The sequence below is a fragment of the Psychrobacter sp. ANT_H59 genome (genome assembly GCF_008369225.1).
Lineage (GTDB): Bacteria > Pseudomonadota > Gammaproteobacteria > Pseudomonadales > Moraxellaceae > Psychrobacter > Psychrobacter cryohalolentis.
Map to the genome: position 1 here is coordinate 242,341 of NZ_VOBE01000004.1, position 20,235 is coordinate 262,575.

The 20,235-nt window shown below is 43.5% G+C and carries 13 protein-coding genes and 1 pseudogene; 8 read left to right on the top strand and 6 right to left on the bottom strand.

The annotated features are described in order from the left end of the window. Positions 1-69 precede the first annotated feature (69 nt). Complete coding sequence (locus tag FQ083_RS08615; protein ID WP_149409560.1) at positions 70-1,434, top strand: glycerophosphodiester phosphodiesterase family protein; 1,365 nt, start codon at positions 70-72, stop codon at positions 1,432-1,434. Positions 1,435-1,477: 43 nt separating this feature from the next. Here FQ083_RS08615 and aroC read toward each other — a convergent pair whose 3' ends face one another. After that, on the bottom strand, positions 1,478-2,581 hold the full coding sequence (gene aroC, locus FQ083_RS08620) for a chorismate synthase (protein WP_149409561.1): 1,104 nt from the start codon (positions 2,579-2,581) through the stop codon (positions 1,478-1,480). A 61-nt stretch (positions 2,582-2,642) separates the two neighbouring features. Further along, positions 2,643-3,818, bottom strand: a complete 1,176-nt coding sequence (gene prmB / locus FQ083_RS08625; RefSeq protein ID WP_149409562.1) for a 50S ribosomal protein L3 N(5)-glutamine methyltransferase — start codon at positions 3,816-3,818, stop codon at positions 2,643-2,645. A gap of 377 nt (positions 3,819-4,195) precedes the next feature. On the opposite strand from prmB, the gene FQ083_RS08630 reads away from it, so the two are divergent. Continuing rightward, positions 4,196-5,620, top strand: coding sequence for a L,D-transpeptidase family protein (locus FQ083_RS08630; protein WP_149409563.1), 1,425 nt, complete (start codon positions 4,196-4,198; stop codon positions 5,618-5,620). A gap of 164 nt (positions 5,621-5,784) precedes the next feature. On the opposite strand, the gene FQ083_RS08635 is transcribed toward FQ083_RS08630, so the two are convergent. Beyond that, on the bottom strand, positions 5,785-5,997 hold the full coding sequence (locus FQ083_RS08635; protein ID WP_133104485.1) for a hypothetical protein: 213 nt from the start codon (positions 5,995-5,997) through the stop codon (positions 5,785-5,787). A gap of 429 nt (positions 5,998-6,426) precedes the next feature. On the opposite strand from FQ083_RS08635, the gene alaS reads away from it, so the two are divergent. The 4 genes and pseudogenes from alaS (at position 6,427) to FQ083_RS08655 (ending at position 11,842) form a co-directional block, all read left to right on the top strand. Continuing rightward, complete coding sequence (gene alaS, locus FQ083_RS08640) at positions 6,427-9,099, top strand: alanine--tRNA ligase (RefSeq protein ID WP_149409564.1); 2,673 nt, start codon at positions 6,427-6,429, stop codon at positions 9,097-9,099. Positions 9,100-9,431: 332 nt separating this feature from the next. Further along, positions 9,432-10,718 carry an aspartate kinase gene (locus tag FQ083_RS08645; RefSeq protein WP_011513965.1) on the top strand — a complete coding sequence of 429 codons (1,287 nt, stop codon included), beginning with the start codon at positions 9,432-9,434 and terminating at the stop codon, positions 10,716-10,718. A 411-nt stretch (positions 10,719-11,129) separates the two neighbouring features. Next, a pseudogene (gene csrA / locus FQ083_RS08650) lies at positions 11,130-11,297 on the top strand (carbon storage regulator CsrA); the annotation flags it as partial. Positions 11,298-11,467: 170 nt separating this feature from the next. Beyond that, positions 11,468-11,842 (top strand): HopJ type III effector protein, encoded by a 375-nt coding sequence (locus FQ083_RS08655; protein WP_011513967.1) that lies wholly within the window; start codon positions 11,468-11,470, stop codon positions 11,840-11,842. A gap of 95 nt (positions 11,843-11,937) precedes the next feature. Here the strand turns inward: FQ083_RS08655 and FQ083_RS08660 are convergent, their stop codons facing one another. After that, positions 11,938-12,249: a YeaC family protein gene (locus FQ083_RS08660; RefSeq protein ID WP_149409565.1), complete on the bottom strand. Its 312-nt coding sequence runs from the start codon at positions 12,247-12,249 to the stop codon at positions 11,938-11,940. 55 nt (positions 12,250-12,304) lie between these two features. Next, entirely contained in the window at positions 12,305-13,309 is a 1,005-nt protein-coding gene (locus FQ083_RS08665; RefSeq protein WP_020443747.1) for an NAD(+) kinase, read from the bottom strand. Positions 13,310-13,607: 298 nt separating this feature from the next. Between FQ083_RS08665 and FQ083_RS08670 the strand changes: the two genes are divergently transcribed. Further along, entirely contained in the window at positions 13,608-14,330 is a 723-nt protein-coding gene (locus FQ083_RS08670) for a Bax inhibitor-1/YccA family protein (protein ID WP_011513970.1), read from the top strand. A gap of 95 nt (positions 14,331-14,425) precedes the next feature. Here the strand turns inward: FQ083_RS08670 and FQ083_RS08675 are convergent, their stop codons facing one another. After that, entirely contained in the window at positions 14,426-17,290 is a 2,865-nt protein-coding gene (locus FQ083_RS08675) for a heavy metal translocating P-type ATPase (protein WP_149409566.1), read from the bottom strand. A gap of 416 nt (positions 17,291-17,706) precedes the next feature. Here FQ083_RS08675 and mrcB point away from each other — a divergent pair, with 416 nt between their 5' ends. Further along, positions 17,707-20,190 carry a penicillin-binding protein 1B gene (mrcB, locus tag FQ083_RS08680; protein WP_149409567.1) on the top strand — a complete coding sequence of 828 codons (2,484 nt, stop codon included), beginning with the start codon at positions 17,707-17,709 and terminating at the stop codon, positions 20,188-20,190. The last annotated feature ends 45 nt before the right edge of the window (positions 20,191-20,235 follow it).

The window sequence follows — 20,235 nt, forward strand, 5'->3', positions numbered from 1 at the left end:
TTTAGGAGCTAAGTCAGTAACCATAAAATTAGTAATGATAATTTATGCACATTTATGAGGGTAGTTTACATGACAATTTCAAAAAATTCAGCGAATGAGCGGGCGCAGCTGCATAACGCAGTGCTGAATAGATTCAGACGCCAAGGTTTTACTTTACCTTTAGCCATTATCAGCACTTTTTTATTAATAGGCTGTAATGAAGATGACGGTTCATCAGCGATCGTACCACCTACTCTACCGCCAACGATTGAACCTATACAGACGCTAGCTTATACCTATGGCGTTCGACCATTTTATCTGGTCAACGATATGGATGACAGCCCGCTAAAAGATGAGTTAATGGCATGTAAGGGTCAAACACCTAGCAAGACAGATTTCTCTCTCGCCCATCGCGGCGCGCCTCTACAATTTCCTGAGCATACTTATGACGGTTATGTAGCGTCAGCACAAATGGGTGCAGGCATTTTAGAGTGTGATGTGGCTTTTACTAATGATGGTGAGCTGGTATGTCGCCATGCCCAAAACGATCTGCATACCACGACCAATATTGTCGCCACACCATTAGCGAATCAATGTAGTGTCCCACCTATAATAGATGCTAATGGAACTCTCACCAACGCCGCCGATATTGAATGTCGCACTTCAGATATTAGCGTCAGGGATTTTAAAAGCTTAACGGGAAAAATGGACGCCGCTAATCCAAAAGCCACCAGTATTAGTGCCTACATGAATGCGACTGCCCCATGGCGCACCGATTTGTATTCACAAAATGGTGAGGTATTGACATTAAAAGAGCATATAGCACTTGCCAGTAGCTTGGGTATGAAGCATACACCTGAGCTCAAAGAACCCGTGGTTACTATGCCATTCAATGGATATAGTTTAGATACTTATCGTCAACAGCTAATTGACACTTATAAAGTTGCAGGCGTGCCCGCCAGTGATGTATATCCGCAGTCGTTCAATCTTGCAGATATTGACTATTGGATTAATAACGAACCGAACTATGCCACCAATGCCGTCTACCTCATCGATGATAGCAACGAGAGCACGGCGGGTAAAATATTTGATAAAAACGACCCAACGACGTGGAAGCATTCATTGGCTGAGCTGAAAGCGCGCGGCGTTAATATCATTGCCCCCGCAACTTGGCTATTGGTCACCAGCGATGGTAATGGCAAGCTGCTACCGTCGGCATATGCCTTGCAAGCCAAAGCCAATGGCCTCGACATTCTCACGTGGTCGCTTGAACGGTCAGGGCCATTAAAAAATGGTGGTGGCTGGTATTATAGTGGGCTTAGCGACGCTATTAATAATGATGGCGACATCATGAATGTCATTGATGTGCTGGCGCAAGAAGTTGGAGTGAAAGGCATCTTCTCAGATTGGCCAGCAACGGTCAGTTACTATGCCAACTGTAAAGGTTTGAAGTAATATAAAGGGTCAACCCTACTCATATTATAAAGACATAAAGACATTAAGTAATCGATTGGACTGGTTGCTTAATATCTGCATTTTGACCACGATGACGCAGATAATGATCCAGTAACACAATTGCTAACATAGCTTCGGCGATAGGTGTTGCACGTACACCAACGCAAGGATCATGACGACCTTTGGTCAGCATCTCAATCGCCTCCCCCTCTGTATTGATACTCTTGCCAGCCGTAGTAATACTAGAGGTTGGCTTCAGTGCAATACTGACACGGATATCTTGTCCTGATGAGATACCACCCAAGATGCCGCCTGCATGATTGGCGGTAAAACCATCGGGTGTCATTTCATCACGAGAGCTATGCCCAAATTGTTCTGCCACTGCCATGCCATCACCAATCTCAACACCTTTAACGGCATTGATACTCATCAGGGCATGGGCAATATCGGCATCTAAACGGTCAAATACCGGCTCACCAAGTCCAACTGGTACGCCGCTTGCAATAATCTCAAGACGGGCACCACAGCTCGTACCTTCACGGCGTAAACTATCTATCAAGGTCTCAAAGCGACTGACAGCATCGGCATCCGCACAGAAAAACGGATTACTATTCACAAAATCCCAATCGATTGTGCTTGAGTTTAGGACATTACTGTACTCATGACCAATTTGGGTCACATGACCACGGATTTGCACACCTAAGCGCTCTAGCAAGTATTTCTTGGCGATAGCACCTGCCGCTACACGCATGGCAGTCTCACGCGCCGATGATCGACCACCGCCACGATAGTCACGAAAGCCATACTTCATACTATAAGTATAATCGGCATGACCGGGGCGAAAGGTATCTTTAATTTCACCATAGTCTTTAGATTTTTGATTGGTATTACGAATCAGTAGACCGATAGAAGTACCTGTCGTTTTACCTTCAAAAACGCCAGAGATAATCTCGACTTCATCAGATTCACGGCGCTGGGTCGAGTACTTAGAAGTACCCGGTTTACGGCGATCCAAATCTATTTGCAAGTCGGCTTCGGATAAGGCTAAACCTGGTGGCACGCCATCGACGATTGCCAACAAACCTGCACCATGCGACTCACCGCAGGTGGTGACGGTAAAGACCTGCCCAATACTGTTGCCTGCCATATTTATCCTTAAACAAATGAAGTCGATTTTTGACTGTTTTAATTATAGTATCAATCGTGATTTATTGATTGTTATCTAGTAACTGTACATAATTGGCGAATAATGAGCGATAGCTCATGAGCTCATCATAGGTAATCGCAAAGATGCCATGACCGCCATGAGCAAACCTTAGCCAATCAAACTGAATCTCAGGATAAGCTTGTTTTAACGCCCACTCGCTATCGCCCACTTCACAGACTAGCAAACCTTCTGGGCTAAGATAATCTGGCGCTTCAAACAAGATACGATGTACCAAGTCCAAACCATCTTGACCAGCAGCTAGTGCATGCTCAGGCTCATATAAAAACTCTGGTGGCAAATCTGCCATGATAGCGGCATCAACATAAGGAGGATTGGTTACAATCAGTTCATATTGATTTTCGGCAGGGATTTTGGCAAATAAGTCAGACTCAATTACATTGACTTGATGACCAAGATCATGATGATCGACGTTGACCATCGCGACTTCTAGCGCGCCTTTATCAATATCTACAGCATCAACCAGTGCATCGACAAAACGGGTCGCCAGTGCGATAGCAATACAGCCAGAACCGGTACATAAATCTAAAATACGCTCGGGCTGTGATAGCTGTTTAATTTCTAAGCCATGATCATAAAAAGCCGGCGCTTGATTATTGACACTTACGCCTATTGGTTTTGCCAGCTCGCTCACTTCAAAATATGGGTGGAACTGCTGACGAATCAATTCAGCAATAGGTGAGCGAGGAATCAATACGCGCTCATCGACATAGAACGGCAAATCACAGAAATAAGACAGATTAATCAAATAGCTTAATGGCTTACGCTCAGCGATACGCTCTTCTAACAAGCTTAGAACCAATTGCTTCTCTGAGGTGGTCAAACGACAGTCCAGAATCTGATCATTGGCAGACCAATCCAAAGATAAAGAATGCAATACAATCGCAGATGCTTCGGCAAACTCATCGGTGGTGCCTTGGGCGACAACCACATCATAGTTACGTAATTGCGTCACTGAAAAACGAATAAAGTCACGAATAGTGACCAGTTGCTCACGCGCCTCTTCAAGCTCCGCACGCAAAGTCGCAAATTCATCGTGCTCACCGACCAGCCCTGTCTCTAAATCGTATTCCATATCATCATTGATACCTTGTGACTCATCATCATTAAAGTATTGATTTTGAAATTCTTCTGCGCTCATTACTTGGTCTTCTGACATATCGCACCTTGCTGATTACATGCTCACTGACTACATGCGGATGGGTTAAATCGCTTTCAATGATTTCACTGAACAGCCAATTTATTAAATAAAAATCTCGTTCCACATTATAGACGGAAACAAGATGATGCGCCAATGACTGTGTTTTTTACTTCAACAAAATCTCCAGCAGTTTTTACAATTAAGTAGCGCATGGCTTTAACAGAAGGGTTAAAAAGGGTGATTTAGCATAGCCATACATCATTATCTTAAAGCTCATAACGTATTGTGGTAACTGTTAATTGAGTGGAAAAGGCAGCCCTAGCCTGACTCAACTCTTGCTTAATTGTAGTGAATACGTCAACTGTTGACGTTTAGCAAGTCTTAAACGAAAAAATATGTGTCAAAAGTTTGCGAAGCATCCAAATTATGCGCATAATAGCCTCATTAGCAGCCACCACAAGTATGTAAATATGATGAAAATAAAACCTCTTATCACCGCTATATCTATCGCTGTTGTTAGTATGAGTGCTATTGCCGCACCTGCTGATGGTACACGCACTTTACCTGTACGCACAGCTGACTCGCTTCCTAGTATTGCGAAAAAAGTCAGTTTGAATGTGCAAGAAAGCCGTAGTAGCTCAGTCGTCGACTCTAGTACGACCGTAAAGCTAGATACGAATAAAGCCAAATCAGCGGACCGTATGACCCAGCTGATTGATGCCAAGCAGGACGCTGAAGTGAAAGCATCGGTCGCCGTTACCGCTGACAATATGACCGTAGAGGAATTGACTCGTAAGGATGAGCAATCAGACAGTGACGATATTAGCGAAGGTCAAGCGGTATCAGCACCTAGCTCTGCCATGGCTGATAGTGCAACGGATACTTCTATCAAAAGTATCGCCGATGTTGATGGTAAAAAACATACCACGCTGAATTTGTCTAATTATGCCAAACAAGTAAACGGTGCCACATGGACACCGAGTATGAAAGTTAACTCAGCTATGACTATCAAAATGCAGGCGCTGCTCGATTGGAATCATGCGTCTCCGGGTGCTATTGATGGCGGCTGGGGCATGAACAGTAAAAAAGCACTGATCAACTTTCAAACCATGCAAGGCTTGCCAGCAAACGGTAAGATGGATCAAAAAACATGGGATGCTTTAAATAAAAATATTCCAGCTAACAAGCCAGTTTTAGTGACGTATACCATCACTGAAGATGATGTGAATACCAATTTTGCTACTATGCCTGCAGACTCAGAAGCCAAGTCAAAAATGAAAGGCTTGTATTATCAAGATATCAAAGAGATGTTTGGTGAGCGCTTTCATATGGATGTGCGTTATTTAGACAAGTTAAATAAAAACAAACAATATAAAGTGGGTGAAACCATTACTGTGTTAAATACGCGTGCTCCGCTTAAGCAGCGTATCAATCGTGTCGTCGCCAATAAAGCCGATAAAACCCTTTATGCTTATAATGATGACAAGCTGGTTGCAACCTATCCTACAACCGTCGGTAGTGACAGCACGCCATCACCACAGGGCACCTTTAAAATCGTTAATAAAGTAAAAATGCCGTGGTATAAAGCAACTGTTGGCGAAGGCGCAGATAAAAAAGTACATATGTTACCACCAGGACCGAACAGTCCCGTAGGTGTGGTATGGATGGGCTTATCTAAACCTTCTTACGGTTTACATGGCTCACCTAAGCCAGAAGGTATCAGTCGCCAAGCATCAGCAGGCTGTGTGCGTTTGACTAACTGGGACGTTTTAGAGGTTTATGCCAATATCGAAAATGGCGCAACCGTTGAGCTAAAATAGTTCAATAGATAGTACGCAATAAAAAAGACCTTGATCATCGTATCAAGGTCTTTTTTTATTATATTCCAAAAGATTCAGTACCAAAATTTTAGATGTAATAAATAAAATGAATAGCATATATAAAATGCTCGATTAAATGATACTACGATCTTTTTTACCGCAATCTATGCTTTGTAACCCTCTTCATTACCTGTAATGCTGCCAATTTTTTTGGTGAAAAATAATGCTGTGGGAATAGAAACTAAGAAACCGATAGCGACTGCTATTTGAATATGCGGAATCTGGTTAAAACCCATGACCAAAGCGCCGATCATAAAGAGACCGATGATGACAGTTGCTGCCATTGAATAGACAACAGAAAAAAGTGGCCAGTTCATAACTTATTCCTTACTTTTATTATGGGTATAACTACTTTATACACTATATCCACACTAATAGTAAGTCTTTTATTATTTATGCTTAGCCCAATCATAGTAAGTAATTACTATTGATAACCTTATTATAAGTATTGATTTATAATAAGTGTTTTTACTAACCCCAAACCGCCTTTTATTTAAAAGTTTTCCGCCCTTTGTACTGGTCTAATTTTATTCAGGAAGACCTATGACTACGTGCTTGTTTATCCTTACTATTGAAATATTCGACTGACAATCTAAATAAAATTGTCTGGTTTATAGCAAAAAATGAGTAGGGTTTACCATGTATTTACTTAGGAATCTTCAACACCCTTGGCACGTTTGTGCTAAAATCGCTTGCAAAATTATTTTACTTATTCTACTAAATACATTCGTCAGTAAGGAGCCGCTGTGAGCCAGCCATTTCGCTCAGCCGATATTCGTCAAGCTTTTATCGATTTTTTCATAAGCAAGCAGCATACCCCCGTCGCCTCATCGAGTTTGATTCCACACAATGACCCGACATTGCTATTTACCAATGCTGGTATGAATCAGTTTAAAGAGACCTTTTTGGGTATGGAGCCGCGTGATTATACGCGTGCGGTAACCTCGCAAAAGTGCGTACGTGCTGGTGGCAAGCATAATGATTTGGATAACGTCGGCTATACGGCGCGCCATCATACGTTTTTTGAAATGCTTGGTAATTTCTCTTTTGGCGATTACTTTAAGCAAGCCGGTATTGGTTATATTTGGGAATTTTTGACCTCGGACGAATGGCTTGCGATTGATAAAAATCGCTTGTATGTGACCATTTATGAGACTGATGACGAAGCCTTTGATATTTGGCATAAAGACATCGGTATCCCAAGCGAGCGCATTATCCGTATTGGTGATAATAAAGGCGCACCTTACGCCTCTGATAACTTTTGGACGATGGGCGATACCGGTCCTTGCGGTCCTTGTACCGAAGTCTTTTATGACCATGGTGCCGATATCGAAGGTGGTCTACCGGGTACGCCAGAAGAAGACGGCGACCGTTATATTGAGATTTGGAACTGCGTCTTTATGCAGTTTAATCGTCAAAAAGACGGCTCTATGCTACCGCTACCAGCCCCAAGTGTTGATACTGGCATGGGACTTGAGCGTATCAGCGCCATCATGCAAGGCGTTCATGGCAACTATGAGATAGATTTATTTGTTCATCTGATGGATGCTGCCGCTGAGATTTTAGAAATTGAGAATCAGCAACAGTCATCATTAAAAGTCATTGCTGACCATATTCGCGCTGTTTCATTTTTGATTGCTGATGGCGTCACCCCAAGTAATGAAGGTCGTGGTTATGTACTGCGCCGTATCATTCGTCGTGCCGTACGTCACGGTAATAAGCTTGGTGCCGATAGCGATTTCTTTTATAAAATGGTCGCACCCTTGGTGGCTGAGATGGGCACTGCCTATCCTGAGCTAAAAGACAAACAAAGCGTCATTGAAAACGCTATTCAAAAAGAAGAAACCCAATTTGCCAAAACCTTAGCACAAGGTTTACGTCTACTTGCCAGCGAATTGGAAGGTCTAAAAGATGGTGATACCCTTTCTGGCGAAGCAGCATTTAAGCTTTATGATACTTACGGCTTCCCTGTTGATTTGACTGCTGATATCACCCGTGAGCGTGGTATCGTAATTGATGAAGCAGAGTTTGATGAACATATGCAAGCACAGCGTGAACGCGCGCGTGATGCAGGAAAATTCGACGTCGATTATAGTAGTGTCATACAAGTAGAAAACCCAACCACTTTTATCGGTTATGAGCAGCTTGAAGAAGAAGATGTAACGATTGATGCGCTGTATCAAGATGGCAATCCAGCCGATAGCCTAACTGAAGGTATGGAAGGTGTCGTAGTACTTGACCGTACACCGTTTTATGCGGAAGGTGGTGGTCAGGTTGGTGAGCTTGGCGAAATCCGCACCGCGACTGGCGTTTTTGAAGTGCAAGACACCAAAAAATCTGGTCAAGCCATCATCCATTATGGTGTCGTGACCATGGGTGACATTAGTACTAAGCAAACCGCTGATGCGCAAGTATTGTCGAGTATTCGCGCAGCCAGTGCCAAAAACCACTCTGCCACGCATCTATTGCATGCCGCATTAAGAGAAGTATTGGGCGACGCGGTCACGCAAAAAGGCTCGCTAGTATCAAGCGAAGTCTTACGTTTTGATTTCTCGTATGACAAGCCCGTCAGCACTGCTGAAATTACGCGTATCGAACGCTTAGTCAATGAGCAAATTCAAGCCAACACCCCTGCTCGCATCGAGAATATGTCCATCGACGAAGCAATGAAACAAGGTGCAATGGCATTGTTTGGCGAAAAATATGGCAGTGACGTTCGTGTACTGACCATGGGTACTGACAGTATCATCGATGGTCAACGTAAGCCCTTCTCTATTGAGCTTTGTGGTGGTTTGCACGTTAAACGTACCGGTGATATTGGTGTGTTAAAAATTACCAGCGAATCAGGTATCGCTGCTGGCATCCGCCGTATTGAAGCCGTCACTGGCATGAATGCGATTAAAAATATCCAGCAAAGTGAGCAGCAACTGAGCGAGCTTGCCAGTCAGCTAAAAGTTAAACGTCCAGAGGTTGCACAGCGTGTGCGTACCATGGCGGATAAGCAGCGCGAACTTGAGAAACAACTAGAGCGTTTAGAGCAAAAAATCGCCAGCGCCCAAGCCGCAAACTTGCTTGATGACGTGCAAACCATCGCTGGTACGCCAGTACTTATCAGTACACTAAGCGGTATCGATGGTAAATCTATCCGTACGCTAATGGACGATATCAAATCAAAACTACCAAATAGTGTGATTGTATTGATTGGTGATAAAGATCAGCAGTTAGCACTAGCCGCCAGTGTGGCAAAGTCTGTGACTGCTAAAGTAAAAGCCGGTGACATCATTCGTCATTTGGCAGGTGAGCTGGGTGGTAAAGGTGGTGGTAAACCTGACTATGCCCAAGGCGGCGCGCCAAAAGCTGCCAATACTAGTGCGGTTGTCAATGCCCTACCTGCTTGGATTGCGGACCAGCTTGGTTAAGTATTAAGCTGAGCAATATTGTACTAAATCAGAGATAAGATACGCGATTGGTTATAACGGTTATAACCAATCGCCATGTATCTAATGTCTACTGATACTTAAATTTACGACGCTAATATGATATAAAGGTCAACGCTTAGACTTATTTCAGCGTATGAAGTCTATTGGCATAATAAGACAGTAAACCATCAAAAAGTAAAACAAAGGGCGCAGTTCTTATAATCTGGCTTTATCGTTATTAAAATCAATCTAGCACTTAATTTAGACAGTGCCATGACGAATTGATGTCTCTCAATAACAGATAACCATTGGTGAATAATAGGTAGATTTTTATGGCGTTAATAGTACAAAAATATGGCGGCACCTCGATGGGCAGTATCGACCGCATCAAAAACGTCGCCAAACGAGTCAAACGCTGGCATGACAATGGTCATCAAGTAGTCGTTGTCGTGTCTGCCATGAGCGGTGAAACCAACCGTTTGATTGATTTAGCACGCCAAATCAGTAGCCAGCCCGATCCTCGCGAATATGACCAAATGGTCTCAACCGGCGAGCAGGTGTCTATCTCACTGCTTGCCATGGCGATTAAAGAGCTGGGTATCGGTGCACGTTCATTTACCGGTCGTCAAGTCGCTATTAAAACCGATAATGCCCATAATAAAGCGCGTATCGAAAGTATCGATGATAAAAACATTCGTGAGCAGCTAGATGCTGGCAACGTCGTTATTGTCGCAGGCTTCCAAGGTATCGACGAAGAAGGCAATGCGACGACGTTAGGGCGCGGCGGCTCTGATACGACAGGCGTGGCGATTGCCGCGGCTTTAGGCGCTGATGAATGCCAAATCTATACTGATGTGGATGGCGTCTATACCACTGACCCGCGCGTCACCTCGAAAGCCAAAAAACTTGAAAAGATTACTTTTGAAGAAATGCTTGAGATGGCAAGTCTTGGCTCTAAGATTTTACAGATTCGCTCAGTAGAATTTGCTGGCAAATACGGCGTACCGCTGCGCGTATTATCTAGTTTTGATGAAAACAACGATGGTAGCTTCGACCAAGAATTTCAAGACAATGTCGGCACCCTAATTACGATAGACGAAGGAGACAATATGGAACAGGCAATCATCTCAGGTATCGCTTTTAATCGAGACGAAGCAAAAATCGTCGTACGCGGTGTCCCTGATCACCCTGGCATTGCTTCTGCTATCCTCAGCCCTATTGGCCGCGCCAATATCGAAATTGATATGATCGTGCAAAACCTATCTACCAACGGTATGACTGATTTTACTTTTACCGTTAATCGTACGGACATGGAAAAAACCATGAAAGTACTAGAAAGCGAAGTCAAAGATGAAATCGGTGCTAAAGAAATATTGGCAAATGATGAAGTGGTTAAAGTCTCATTAGTCGGCGTCGGCATGCGCTCGCACGCAGGTGTTGCTAGTCTTATGTTCCAAACCCTTGCGGAAAACAACATCAATATTCAAATGATATCGACCAGTGAAATCAAGGTATCTGTTCTTATCCAAGAGCAGTATCTGGAAAAAGCGGTAAGATCACTGCATACGGCCTTTGGTCTTGATCGTGAAGACGGTGAAAGCAAAATCGCTGGTTTATAAGAATGAGCGTATAAACACTTTACTAAAGCCGTATAAAAATAATAGGCTTTAATATTTGTTCAATAAACTGCGATTTATTATTTTCAATAATGCTTAATACTTAATTAAATAGGGTCTTATTAAGACCCTATTTTCTTTTTTTATTATTGCTGAGGTTATTATAAAACCAATAGTTTTGTGAAAACCCGTGACAGTATCTGTTATGCCCCCTATAATGAGGGTTTCATTTGGGCTAAATGAATTTATCTATCATTATCGCTATTAGCATCCTATTTTTGGTAAAATTTATAAAACAATGTTTATGACATTTACTTTATAACAGCTGCCTATTTTGTGCAGCGATAATGTCCTGTAATTGAGACGCAATCTGATGAGTAATAATCTGTTGATGCGACATAAGGAGTGTGACGCATGTTAATTTTGACACGCCGCGTGGGCGAAACGCTAATGATTGGCGACGAGGTCAGTGTGACTGTCCTAGGTGTCAAAGGCAATCAAGTACGTATCGGCGTTGATGCGCCAAAAGATATTGCCGTACACCGCGAAGAGATTTATCAGCGCATTCAACATGAGCGCACGGTACAGTCGCAAATGCAGCATCTTGAGCAAGGCAGCTTTGCGCCTTCATTTGATGATGAAGACTATTTTAATCGCTAACCTGTTAGCTTCATATCCAACTATCAATAATCATTAAGCTTGTATTAAGCATGCTAGTTTTGGCTTTTTAACAGCTTTGAGGTCATTTATTTATGAGTATCCGCCAATCAGATGTATCGGCTCTACTTAATGGTTTAAATAAAAAAGCCATTGGATTCAATGATGTCATCAGTTTTATTGATGATTTTTATCGTTATGCGCCAGCGCCTTTTGTTAATGGTATGGCACATAATGCTGCTGGTGAAAACGAAGGCAGCGCCAAGATTTTTGGTTTTGCAAAACATCACGGCTTAAATCAATTAGATACGCTAAAGTTGTTTGGCGAGCATTACCAAACAGTTCAAGCGACGCCTAAAGGAGTTGATCATCCCAATATTCGCAATTTTTTACATTGGGGCTGGCAAGGTTTTTTAATGGAGAAGAATCCATTAACACTGCGCCCTAGCGTAGATACCAGCACGCTTTAATGGTTTATGATTGATGATTATAAAAAAGCCACACTATGATGATAGCGTGGCTTTTTTTATGCTTCTTTTTTTATCAGTGCATTTACATAGTAAGTCTATTTATCGCGAAACTTCACGGGCTGTACCGCACCTTTCGGATTTGGCATATTGGGATAATGATGTTCATGTTCAACATCACATTCAGCGCCAACGACCGAACCATCTTCTCTGACCGGCTTATGAATATAGCCAGTTCGCTCAGCAGGCGCCAGATGTTCATGCTCCCATACCATCACGGCTTGCATACAGGTCTCGCGCTGCTCAGCAGTCAGCTTACGACCGTCTTGCCATTTGCCAAGCTCAATTGCCATACGAAATTTATCGATCACTTCAGGTGTTAGGCTTGCTAATATCGTTTGTTTGTCCATCGTGCCTACTCTCCACTACTATTTTTTATATCACATTTTTGTCTAATAAAGACGCTTATTCATCGTCCATGATATCATCATCAGCGTCGAGACTGAATTCCTCAGCATGCACATTCCAGTGTAACTTCGTCCGGCACGCTTCATAAAAGTCAAACCCTGGCGGATGTAGCAAGGTTAATTTGTCCGGATGCTTACGAATATATAGACGCTGCTCTTGTTCAAGCGGCGTGCTTGGTTTACCGTCAGCACTGACCATCGGCTGGGTGCGGTTGTCCTCGTGAATACGAATACAAATCTCGCTGGTGCCACTGACCACAATAGGGCGACTTGACAGCGTATGCGGATGCATAGGCACCAAACATATGGCATCCATGCTTGGATGGATAATAGGACCACCACCAGAGAGCGCATAAGCTGTCGAGCCCGTCGGTGTCGCTACGATAAGACCATCACTATGCTGCCGATAGACATCATGCCCATCGATTTTCATCTGAAAATCAATCATATGGACAGACTTGCCAGCGTGCAACACGATATCATTGAGTGCCATGTCTTCATGAATAATCTTACGACCTTCACGAATCTCCATCGTCAGTAAAAATCTATGGTCTAACTGATAATCGCCCATCAGTACTTGGCGCAATTTAAACGCCGCTTCATCAGGTTTGACATCGGCTAAAAAACCAAGGCGACCACGGTTAACCCCCAAGACAGGTACACGATAGCGCGCTAGTGCTTCGGCAGCATGGAGTATAGAACCATCACCGCCAACCACGATGACCAAATCACAAATCTCGCCGATAAGGCTACGCTTAACAATTTTAACTCTCTCAATATCAGTGAGATTCAGAGTTGGCAAGTTTGCGGTTTGCACATCCATAATCAACGTAAGATTCATGTCGTTAATTATCTGGGCAATCTGCCCAAGACTTTGGGTTACACTGCGCTTTCCGGCACGACCCATCAAGCCGATACGGCGAAAGGCTGGATTTTTGATAGCGTGGAACAGCTCTGATTCATGTAGGTGCGGCAATCTTGCGGACTGCGCTGAGGTTTCCATAAAACGACTCGGCATGATGGTAAATTACAGAGCAATGATAACGAGAAATAGGCAATTAGACTAGCCTGTTTATCAATTATCGTTGTTAACAGTCGTAATTCACCCCATATAAAAGCCAACATGCGCTGTTTTGGGCATATGTATTTAGCTATTTGATATCGCTGTGTATAGGAGCAATAATCGACTCAATAGTTGCGCAAAGCCTTATACGCTGTCACGTAAACACCGTTGACAATAATGGCGATTTTGCTAAAGTAGCTGACATAACTATTATTTATATTTTATTGAGGACAACTTTATGGCCAATCCTATTGTCAGTCGCGCAGAGCTTGCCGTCGGCGGTGCGCCGATGACAGTGAAGGGCGTGATTCAAAAAACCAGTTTATTGCTTGGCTTATCGGCGATTACTGGTATTGGATTTTTCTTTTATGCGTTGATGGCAGGTTTATCACAAGGTTTTATCACGATGGCGGCTTTTGGTAGTATGTTTGCTGCCTTTGGTCTTGCTATCTTTATCACTTTTAAACCGCAAAAAGCTAAGACGCTTGCCGTCCCATATGCGCTTTTGGAAGGTATATTCTTAGGTGGTATTTCCCTGTTTTTCATGAGAATGTACCCAAGTGTACCAGTCACTGCAATGTGTGCAACGTTTGTAACAGCGGCGGTTATGCTAGGGCTATATCGCTCAGGCTTGGTTAAAGTGACTGAAAAGTTCCGCTCAATCGTCACCTCAGCCTTGATCGCTATCATGCTAGTTTATGTGGCGCAGTGGGTACTTTCTTTAGCATTTGGTTCAAGCCTGCCTTTCTTGTTTGAAGGCGGCGCTATCGCTATTGGCTTTAGCTTATTTGTGATTGTTATCGCCTCTTTTACGCTGTTATTAGATTTTGATAATATTGAGCGTGGTGTGGCAATGGGTGTGTCAGAAGACTACGAATGGTTATTCAGTATTGGTCTTCTTGCAACGCTAGTGTGGATGTATATCGAATTTATGCGTCTATTAAGCTATCTACAAGATTAGTCAAATAGCTGTTCGATAGTCATTGAAATAAAAAAACCGTCTTTTATAAAGACGGTTTTTTTATGGATGAAATTAAGAGTTTATTGAAAATCCTATTAAGAACGTTTTAAACGCAGCGCGTTTAATACGACAAATAACGAGCTTAGTGACATGCCAATAGCAGCAAGCCAAGGTGGCACATAACCCAAAGCTGCTGGTATCAATACACTACCATTATAAATAAGTGCCCAGCGCAAGTTTTGTTTGATAATACGTTTGGTTTTATCAGCGATACGTTTCGCCGCAATAATAGCTTCGATTTGTCCGTTTAGGATAATACTGTCACTAGATACTTGCGCCAAATCTGCTGCACCGGCAATCGAGGTTGAAACGTCTGCCGCTGCCAATACTGGCGCATCATTAATACCATCACCAACCATCAATATCACTGCACCTTGAGCTTGTAGCTGTTGAATATGTTTGACCTTGTCCATTGGCGACAGACCGTTATACGCAGACTGCATACCCAAATTTTCAGCCATTACCAAGGCTTGCGGACTTGGGTCACCTGTGAGCATGACAGGCTCGATACCTAGTGCTTTCAGGCTATCGAGCATAGATTGAGCGCTATCACGTACCTTATCATTAAAATAAAAACATGCCAGTGCTTGCCAGCTTGCTGATTCAGCCTTTTGACAAGATAAGACTACCGCTGAGCTGGCGCGCTCGGCAACTAGATCAATCATTAAGTCTTTATCTGCATTGGCAACATTATTCATTTTGTCTAAAGAAAAATCTACATGACCAATACGATATAGCACATCATCCATCATTGCTTCAACGCCACCTGCTGGATAATGCTGTAAAGCTTGTGTCGCTGGCAGATGCAGTTGATATGCGGCGGTCAGTAGCGCATGAGCAATAGGATGACGACTGCCCACCTCTAACGCTGCCGCAATGGCCAATACATTGTCTCTTTGCTCATCTGCCTTTGTGATGACACTTGTATCAGTAAGTAGCTTAATGTTTAATAAATTGGGTTTACCATAGGTCAAGGTTCCCGTTTTATCAAATGCCACATGGGTAATTTCAGCAAGCGTTTGTAGGGTATGCCCGCGCGTCGTCAAAAAGCCATAGCTGGCCAATCTATTGGTCGATACGGTAAGCGCAATTGGTGTCGCTAAAGACAGCGCACAAGGACATGTCGCGACCAATACCGCCACCGTTGCCCAAATCGCTTGGCTTGGGTCCACGATATACCAGCCAATAAATACCAAGACAGACAATACTAAAATACGCGCCACAAACCAACGTGCTAGCTTATCTGCTTGCTGTGCAAGTTTTGGCTTTTCACTCATTGCCCGATTCATTAGCCTGTCAATCAAACCGATTTGGCTGTCTTCTGGTAACGCTGTGACTAACATCTCAAATGGTTGGCTGTCGTTTTGTGCACCGCCAACGATATAATCGCCTTGGGTCTTAGTGATTAAATCACCTTCACCTGTCAGTAGGCTTTGAGAAACTGTGGCGGTTGAGCTGAGCAAGATACCATCACTGATAATCTCAGAACCTGCCTCAACCATGATGATGTCGCCCACTTGCAAGCTATGAGCGGTCACCATCTGCTTTTCTTTTGCCTCATCGTTTGTATTTGAGACAGTTAATCGTTGCTGACGAGTCTGCTGCCATTCTTGAGCAATACGTGATGTTAACTGATAGACATTAGCATCCATACTTTGCGTAAAATTAGGCGTAGCACTCACTGTGTTTTGACTATTTACCTCATTACCAACTACGGTAACAGCCCCATTAACAGCTCCATCATCAACCTTATTAACAGACTCTTCGCTTTCTTGTTTAAGCGCATTTTTCTGAACGCTATTTTGTTCTAATAGCTGCAAAACACTTGCAGCAGAGTCTTTGTCTTCAGCAATTTTCTGTACCAATACTGGCTCAACTATCACCAAATCGTTTGCCATAGTTGCCGCTTTTAGGCGCGCATTGTGCTCAATATAACGACCTGCCAGTAAGAAGAAAATAAACATACTGACTGAGTCGTAATAAGTCTCCCCTTGTCCAGTAATGGTGGCAAATAGACTGGCGAAAAATGTGACAATCAAGGCAATACTAACGGGCACGTCCATATTGACTTGGCGAGCACGAATCGCTGACCATGCTGACGTAAAAAATGGTACACCGGCATAAAAGAATACTGGCGTACTGACGAATAAAGACACCCAACGCAAAAAATCGCGCTGAAATATCAGCATATCGCTATATTCACCGAAATAAATTGCCACGGCATACATCATCGCTTGCATTGAGCCGAGTGCCGCGATGCCAAGCCTTATTAGCATTTGGTTGTTATGACGTGCTAGCATGGCTTCGTGGGTATCTTGCCGATAAGGCTTGGCTTCATAGCCAATTTCATTGATAACCGCAAGAATCCGGCTAATCGGTAGCTTGGTCTCATCCCAAATCACCCGCATGCGTTGATTGGTCAAATTAACCTGACATTTACTGATGCCATCTAACTCATCAAGCCGCGATTCAATCAACCACGTACAAGCAGCGCAGCGCAGATTATTGACAGACAACTCTGCTACTGACATACCGTCTTGGGCGTAGACAAACTGTGATTTTATTTCATCATGATCATAAGCTTCAAGGCGGGTCATCTGAACGGGCAAGCTTGCCGTACGGTTAATCTCCGAGCGATCAAGATAATATTGCTCAAGCCCCGCTTCCACGATACTTTGTGAAGCTAACTGGCAGCCCATACAACACATCTCACGCGATTTACCTAATATATCGGTATGAAACGGCGGCTGCGGCACGGGATCACCGCAATGAAAACAATGACCCGCCAGCGGCAATACCAGACCGTCAATAATAGAATTGTCTTGGTAATGAGTATTGGTTTTTGATGACCTTGGTAATGTCGGTGATGTTGGCGGCATAGGAGATGGAATACTGGACATAATCGCACTTATTTCCTTTAGACAAAACATTGAGTAAATAGCTTTAAATCAAGGCTCTATCATCTGATCTACTCGATATCGAGAAAACCATTATATTTGATGTATATTGGTTAACTGGCTACTATATTTGGGGCTACGCGACATTGATGGTTATGCTTCTTTAAAATAGTGCGTGTTAATGCAAACCATTACTCTTATTCAAAATTGAGACAGTGTTACGACAACAAGAGGTGGCGGATACTTTCAAATAACCATCATTGCTTTTATAAAGATTATACTATAAGCACAGGCTCTCAGCAGTATAACTCCTGAGCGCTGAGAGCAAATGAATGCCTGCGTTGATGATGATAGATTGAAAAATTTGTCAATTTGCGTCATTATGAGGCAGTTTTTCATCCCAAAATGGTGTGTCATCAGTGCAAAAATCTAATTCTAAGCAACCACAGTCCTCTAAGCCTGCTATCAATACGCTACCTTCCCAGCAGCGCGGTGTGGTGTTTAGTAGTATTTTATTAATTGTTGTCATCGTTGGCATGGTGCTATTAGCACTATACTTGGTCAAACTTGATCGCACCATTACTCACAAGTTTGAGGGTAAACGCTGGGATATTCCTGCCAAAGTATATTCGCAGCCGCTTGAATTGTATCAAGGCGCCAACGTCGATAAAGACACGATGAAGAAATGGCTTGAGCTACTTAACTATCAAAGTAATAAAGCCTATGATCGCACGGGTACTTATCATAAATCAGGTAATACCTATTTTATTCATACACGTGGATTTACTTATAGCGCTAATGATATAGACCAAGAGCAAGTCATCAAAATGACTATTGCTGGTGATAAGATTGAGTCAGTACAAAGTACTGTGGCGGCGAAAACCGGCATTATCCGTCTTGAACCGGTGAATATCGGTGGTATTTACCCAGATAGTAACGAAGACCGTATGGTTGTCTCCTTAGATCAAGTACCGCAGCCGCTTATTGATGCGCTGATAGCGACAGAAGATCGTGGTTTTTATGAACACAAAGGGGTATCGATACGTGGTATCGCTCGTGCAGTCATCAACAACTTCTCTGGTGGATCACGTCAAGGTGGCTCGACCATCACCCAGCAGCTGATCAAAAACTTTTATCTCAATTCAGACCGCACAATGAAGCGTAAAGCCAATGAAGCCTTGATGGCTGTGCTACTTGAGCTGCATTATAGTAAAGATGAGATTTTGCAAGCATATCTCAATGAGATTTATCTTGGTCAAAATGGCAAACGCTCTATTAATGGTTTTGGGTTGGCATCACAATTTTATTTTGATAAGCCGCTCAATGAGCTGCGCCTAGATCAGCAAGCACTGCTTGTCGGTATGGCAAAAGGACCGAGCGTTTATAATCCGCGCCGCCATCCAAACGATTCAAAGGCGCGTCGCGATGTTGTGCTTAGCAATATGTTGGCCGTCGGATCGCTCAGTCAAGAAGACTACGATAAAGCATTAAAAAACTCACTTGGGGTAGTTGATAAGCCTGTTGAAGGTAAAAGCCAATTCCCTGACTTTTTAGATATCGTCAAGCGTGAACTAAATAAAGTCTATTATTCCGATGATCTCAAAAACGAAGGTCTGATTATCATCAGTACGATGGACCCTATTGCCCAGTTGGCAGCGGACAAAGCGGTTGAGAGAAAGCTTGGCGAGCTACGCCGTAGTGGTAGCAAAACCAAAGATTTACAAGGGGCGCTGGTCAGTGCCAACCCTGAGACGGGTGAGCTGGTTTCTGTTGTCGGTAGCGGCAGCGAATTTACTGGTTTTAACCGTGCGGTCGATGCCAAACGCCAAGTAGGCTCATTATTAAAGCCGATTATTTATATGACCGCTCTCGAAAGTGGTCGCTATAATTTGGCAAGTTCGGTTGATGACTCCCCTATTACGGTCAGTCTAAGCGACGGTACCGAATGGAATCCCAAAAACTATGACAATCGTGATCATGGCTACATACCGTTTACCACAGCGCTATCGCAATCGTATAACCATAGTGCCGTACGCTTAGGGATGGAGTTTGGAGTCGACACCTTTGCCAAGCAATTAAAACGTATGGGCGTTAAAGAGAAAATACCCCCTTATCCTGCGGCATTATTGGGCTCAGTCAATCTAAGCCCGATGGACATGCTTGGGGTCTATCAAGTCTTTGCAACGGGTGGTTTCCGTACGCCTATTCATAGTATCCGTAGTGTGATTGATGATCGCGGTAGTATTTTGCAGCGCACAGGCTTAAATACTCAGCGCAGCATTCCGCCTGAGACCAACTTTTTGATTAATCATGCGTTGCAAGATGTGGTCAAGAACGGTACAGCTAGACGCGTGCAATCGCTTGGTAGCAATCTAAACCTTGCGGGCAAAACAGGTACTACCAATGATTACCGCGATGCGTGGTTTGCCGGTTATAGTGGCAACTATGTCAGCGTGGTTTGGGTTGGACGTGATGATAATAAACCGATTGGGCTTAGTGGCGGTAGCGGTGCTTTGCCAGTTTGGGTTGATTATATGAATCGTCTAAAACTGACACCTGTTGCGCTACCAGAGCCAGAAGGCATCGAATGGCTCTGGTTAGAGAACAACTCAGGCAAGCTGTCTAATGAGCGCTGTGCCAGCGCACGCTACTTGCCTGTTATGTCAGCATATTTGCCCCAAGAAGCCAGCAGCTGTGCGATTGGCTTATACCAACAGGATCGTGCGCGCGAGCAAATGCAGTGGCAAAATCAGCAAGGCGATATCAATAAGCAACGTCGCCGTGAAGGATTGGACATACCAAATGGTGAAGCCATTGATAATGACAGCAATGATGCCGAGCAAGACGGTGATATACCCAATCGTGTAGATACTTGGTATGATCGTGCTGTTGAATGGTTTTAGTGAACTGCTTCTATTTCAGTCGTGATAGCTGAAAATTTGACTTTA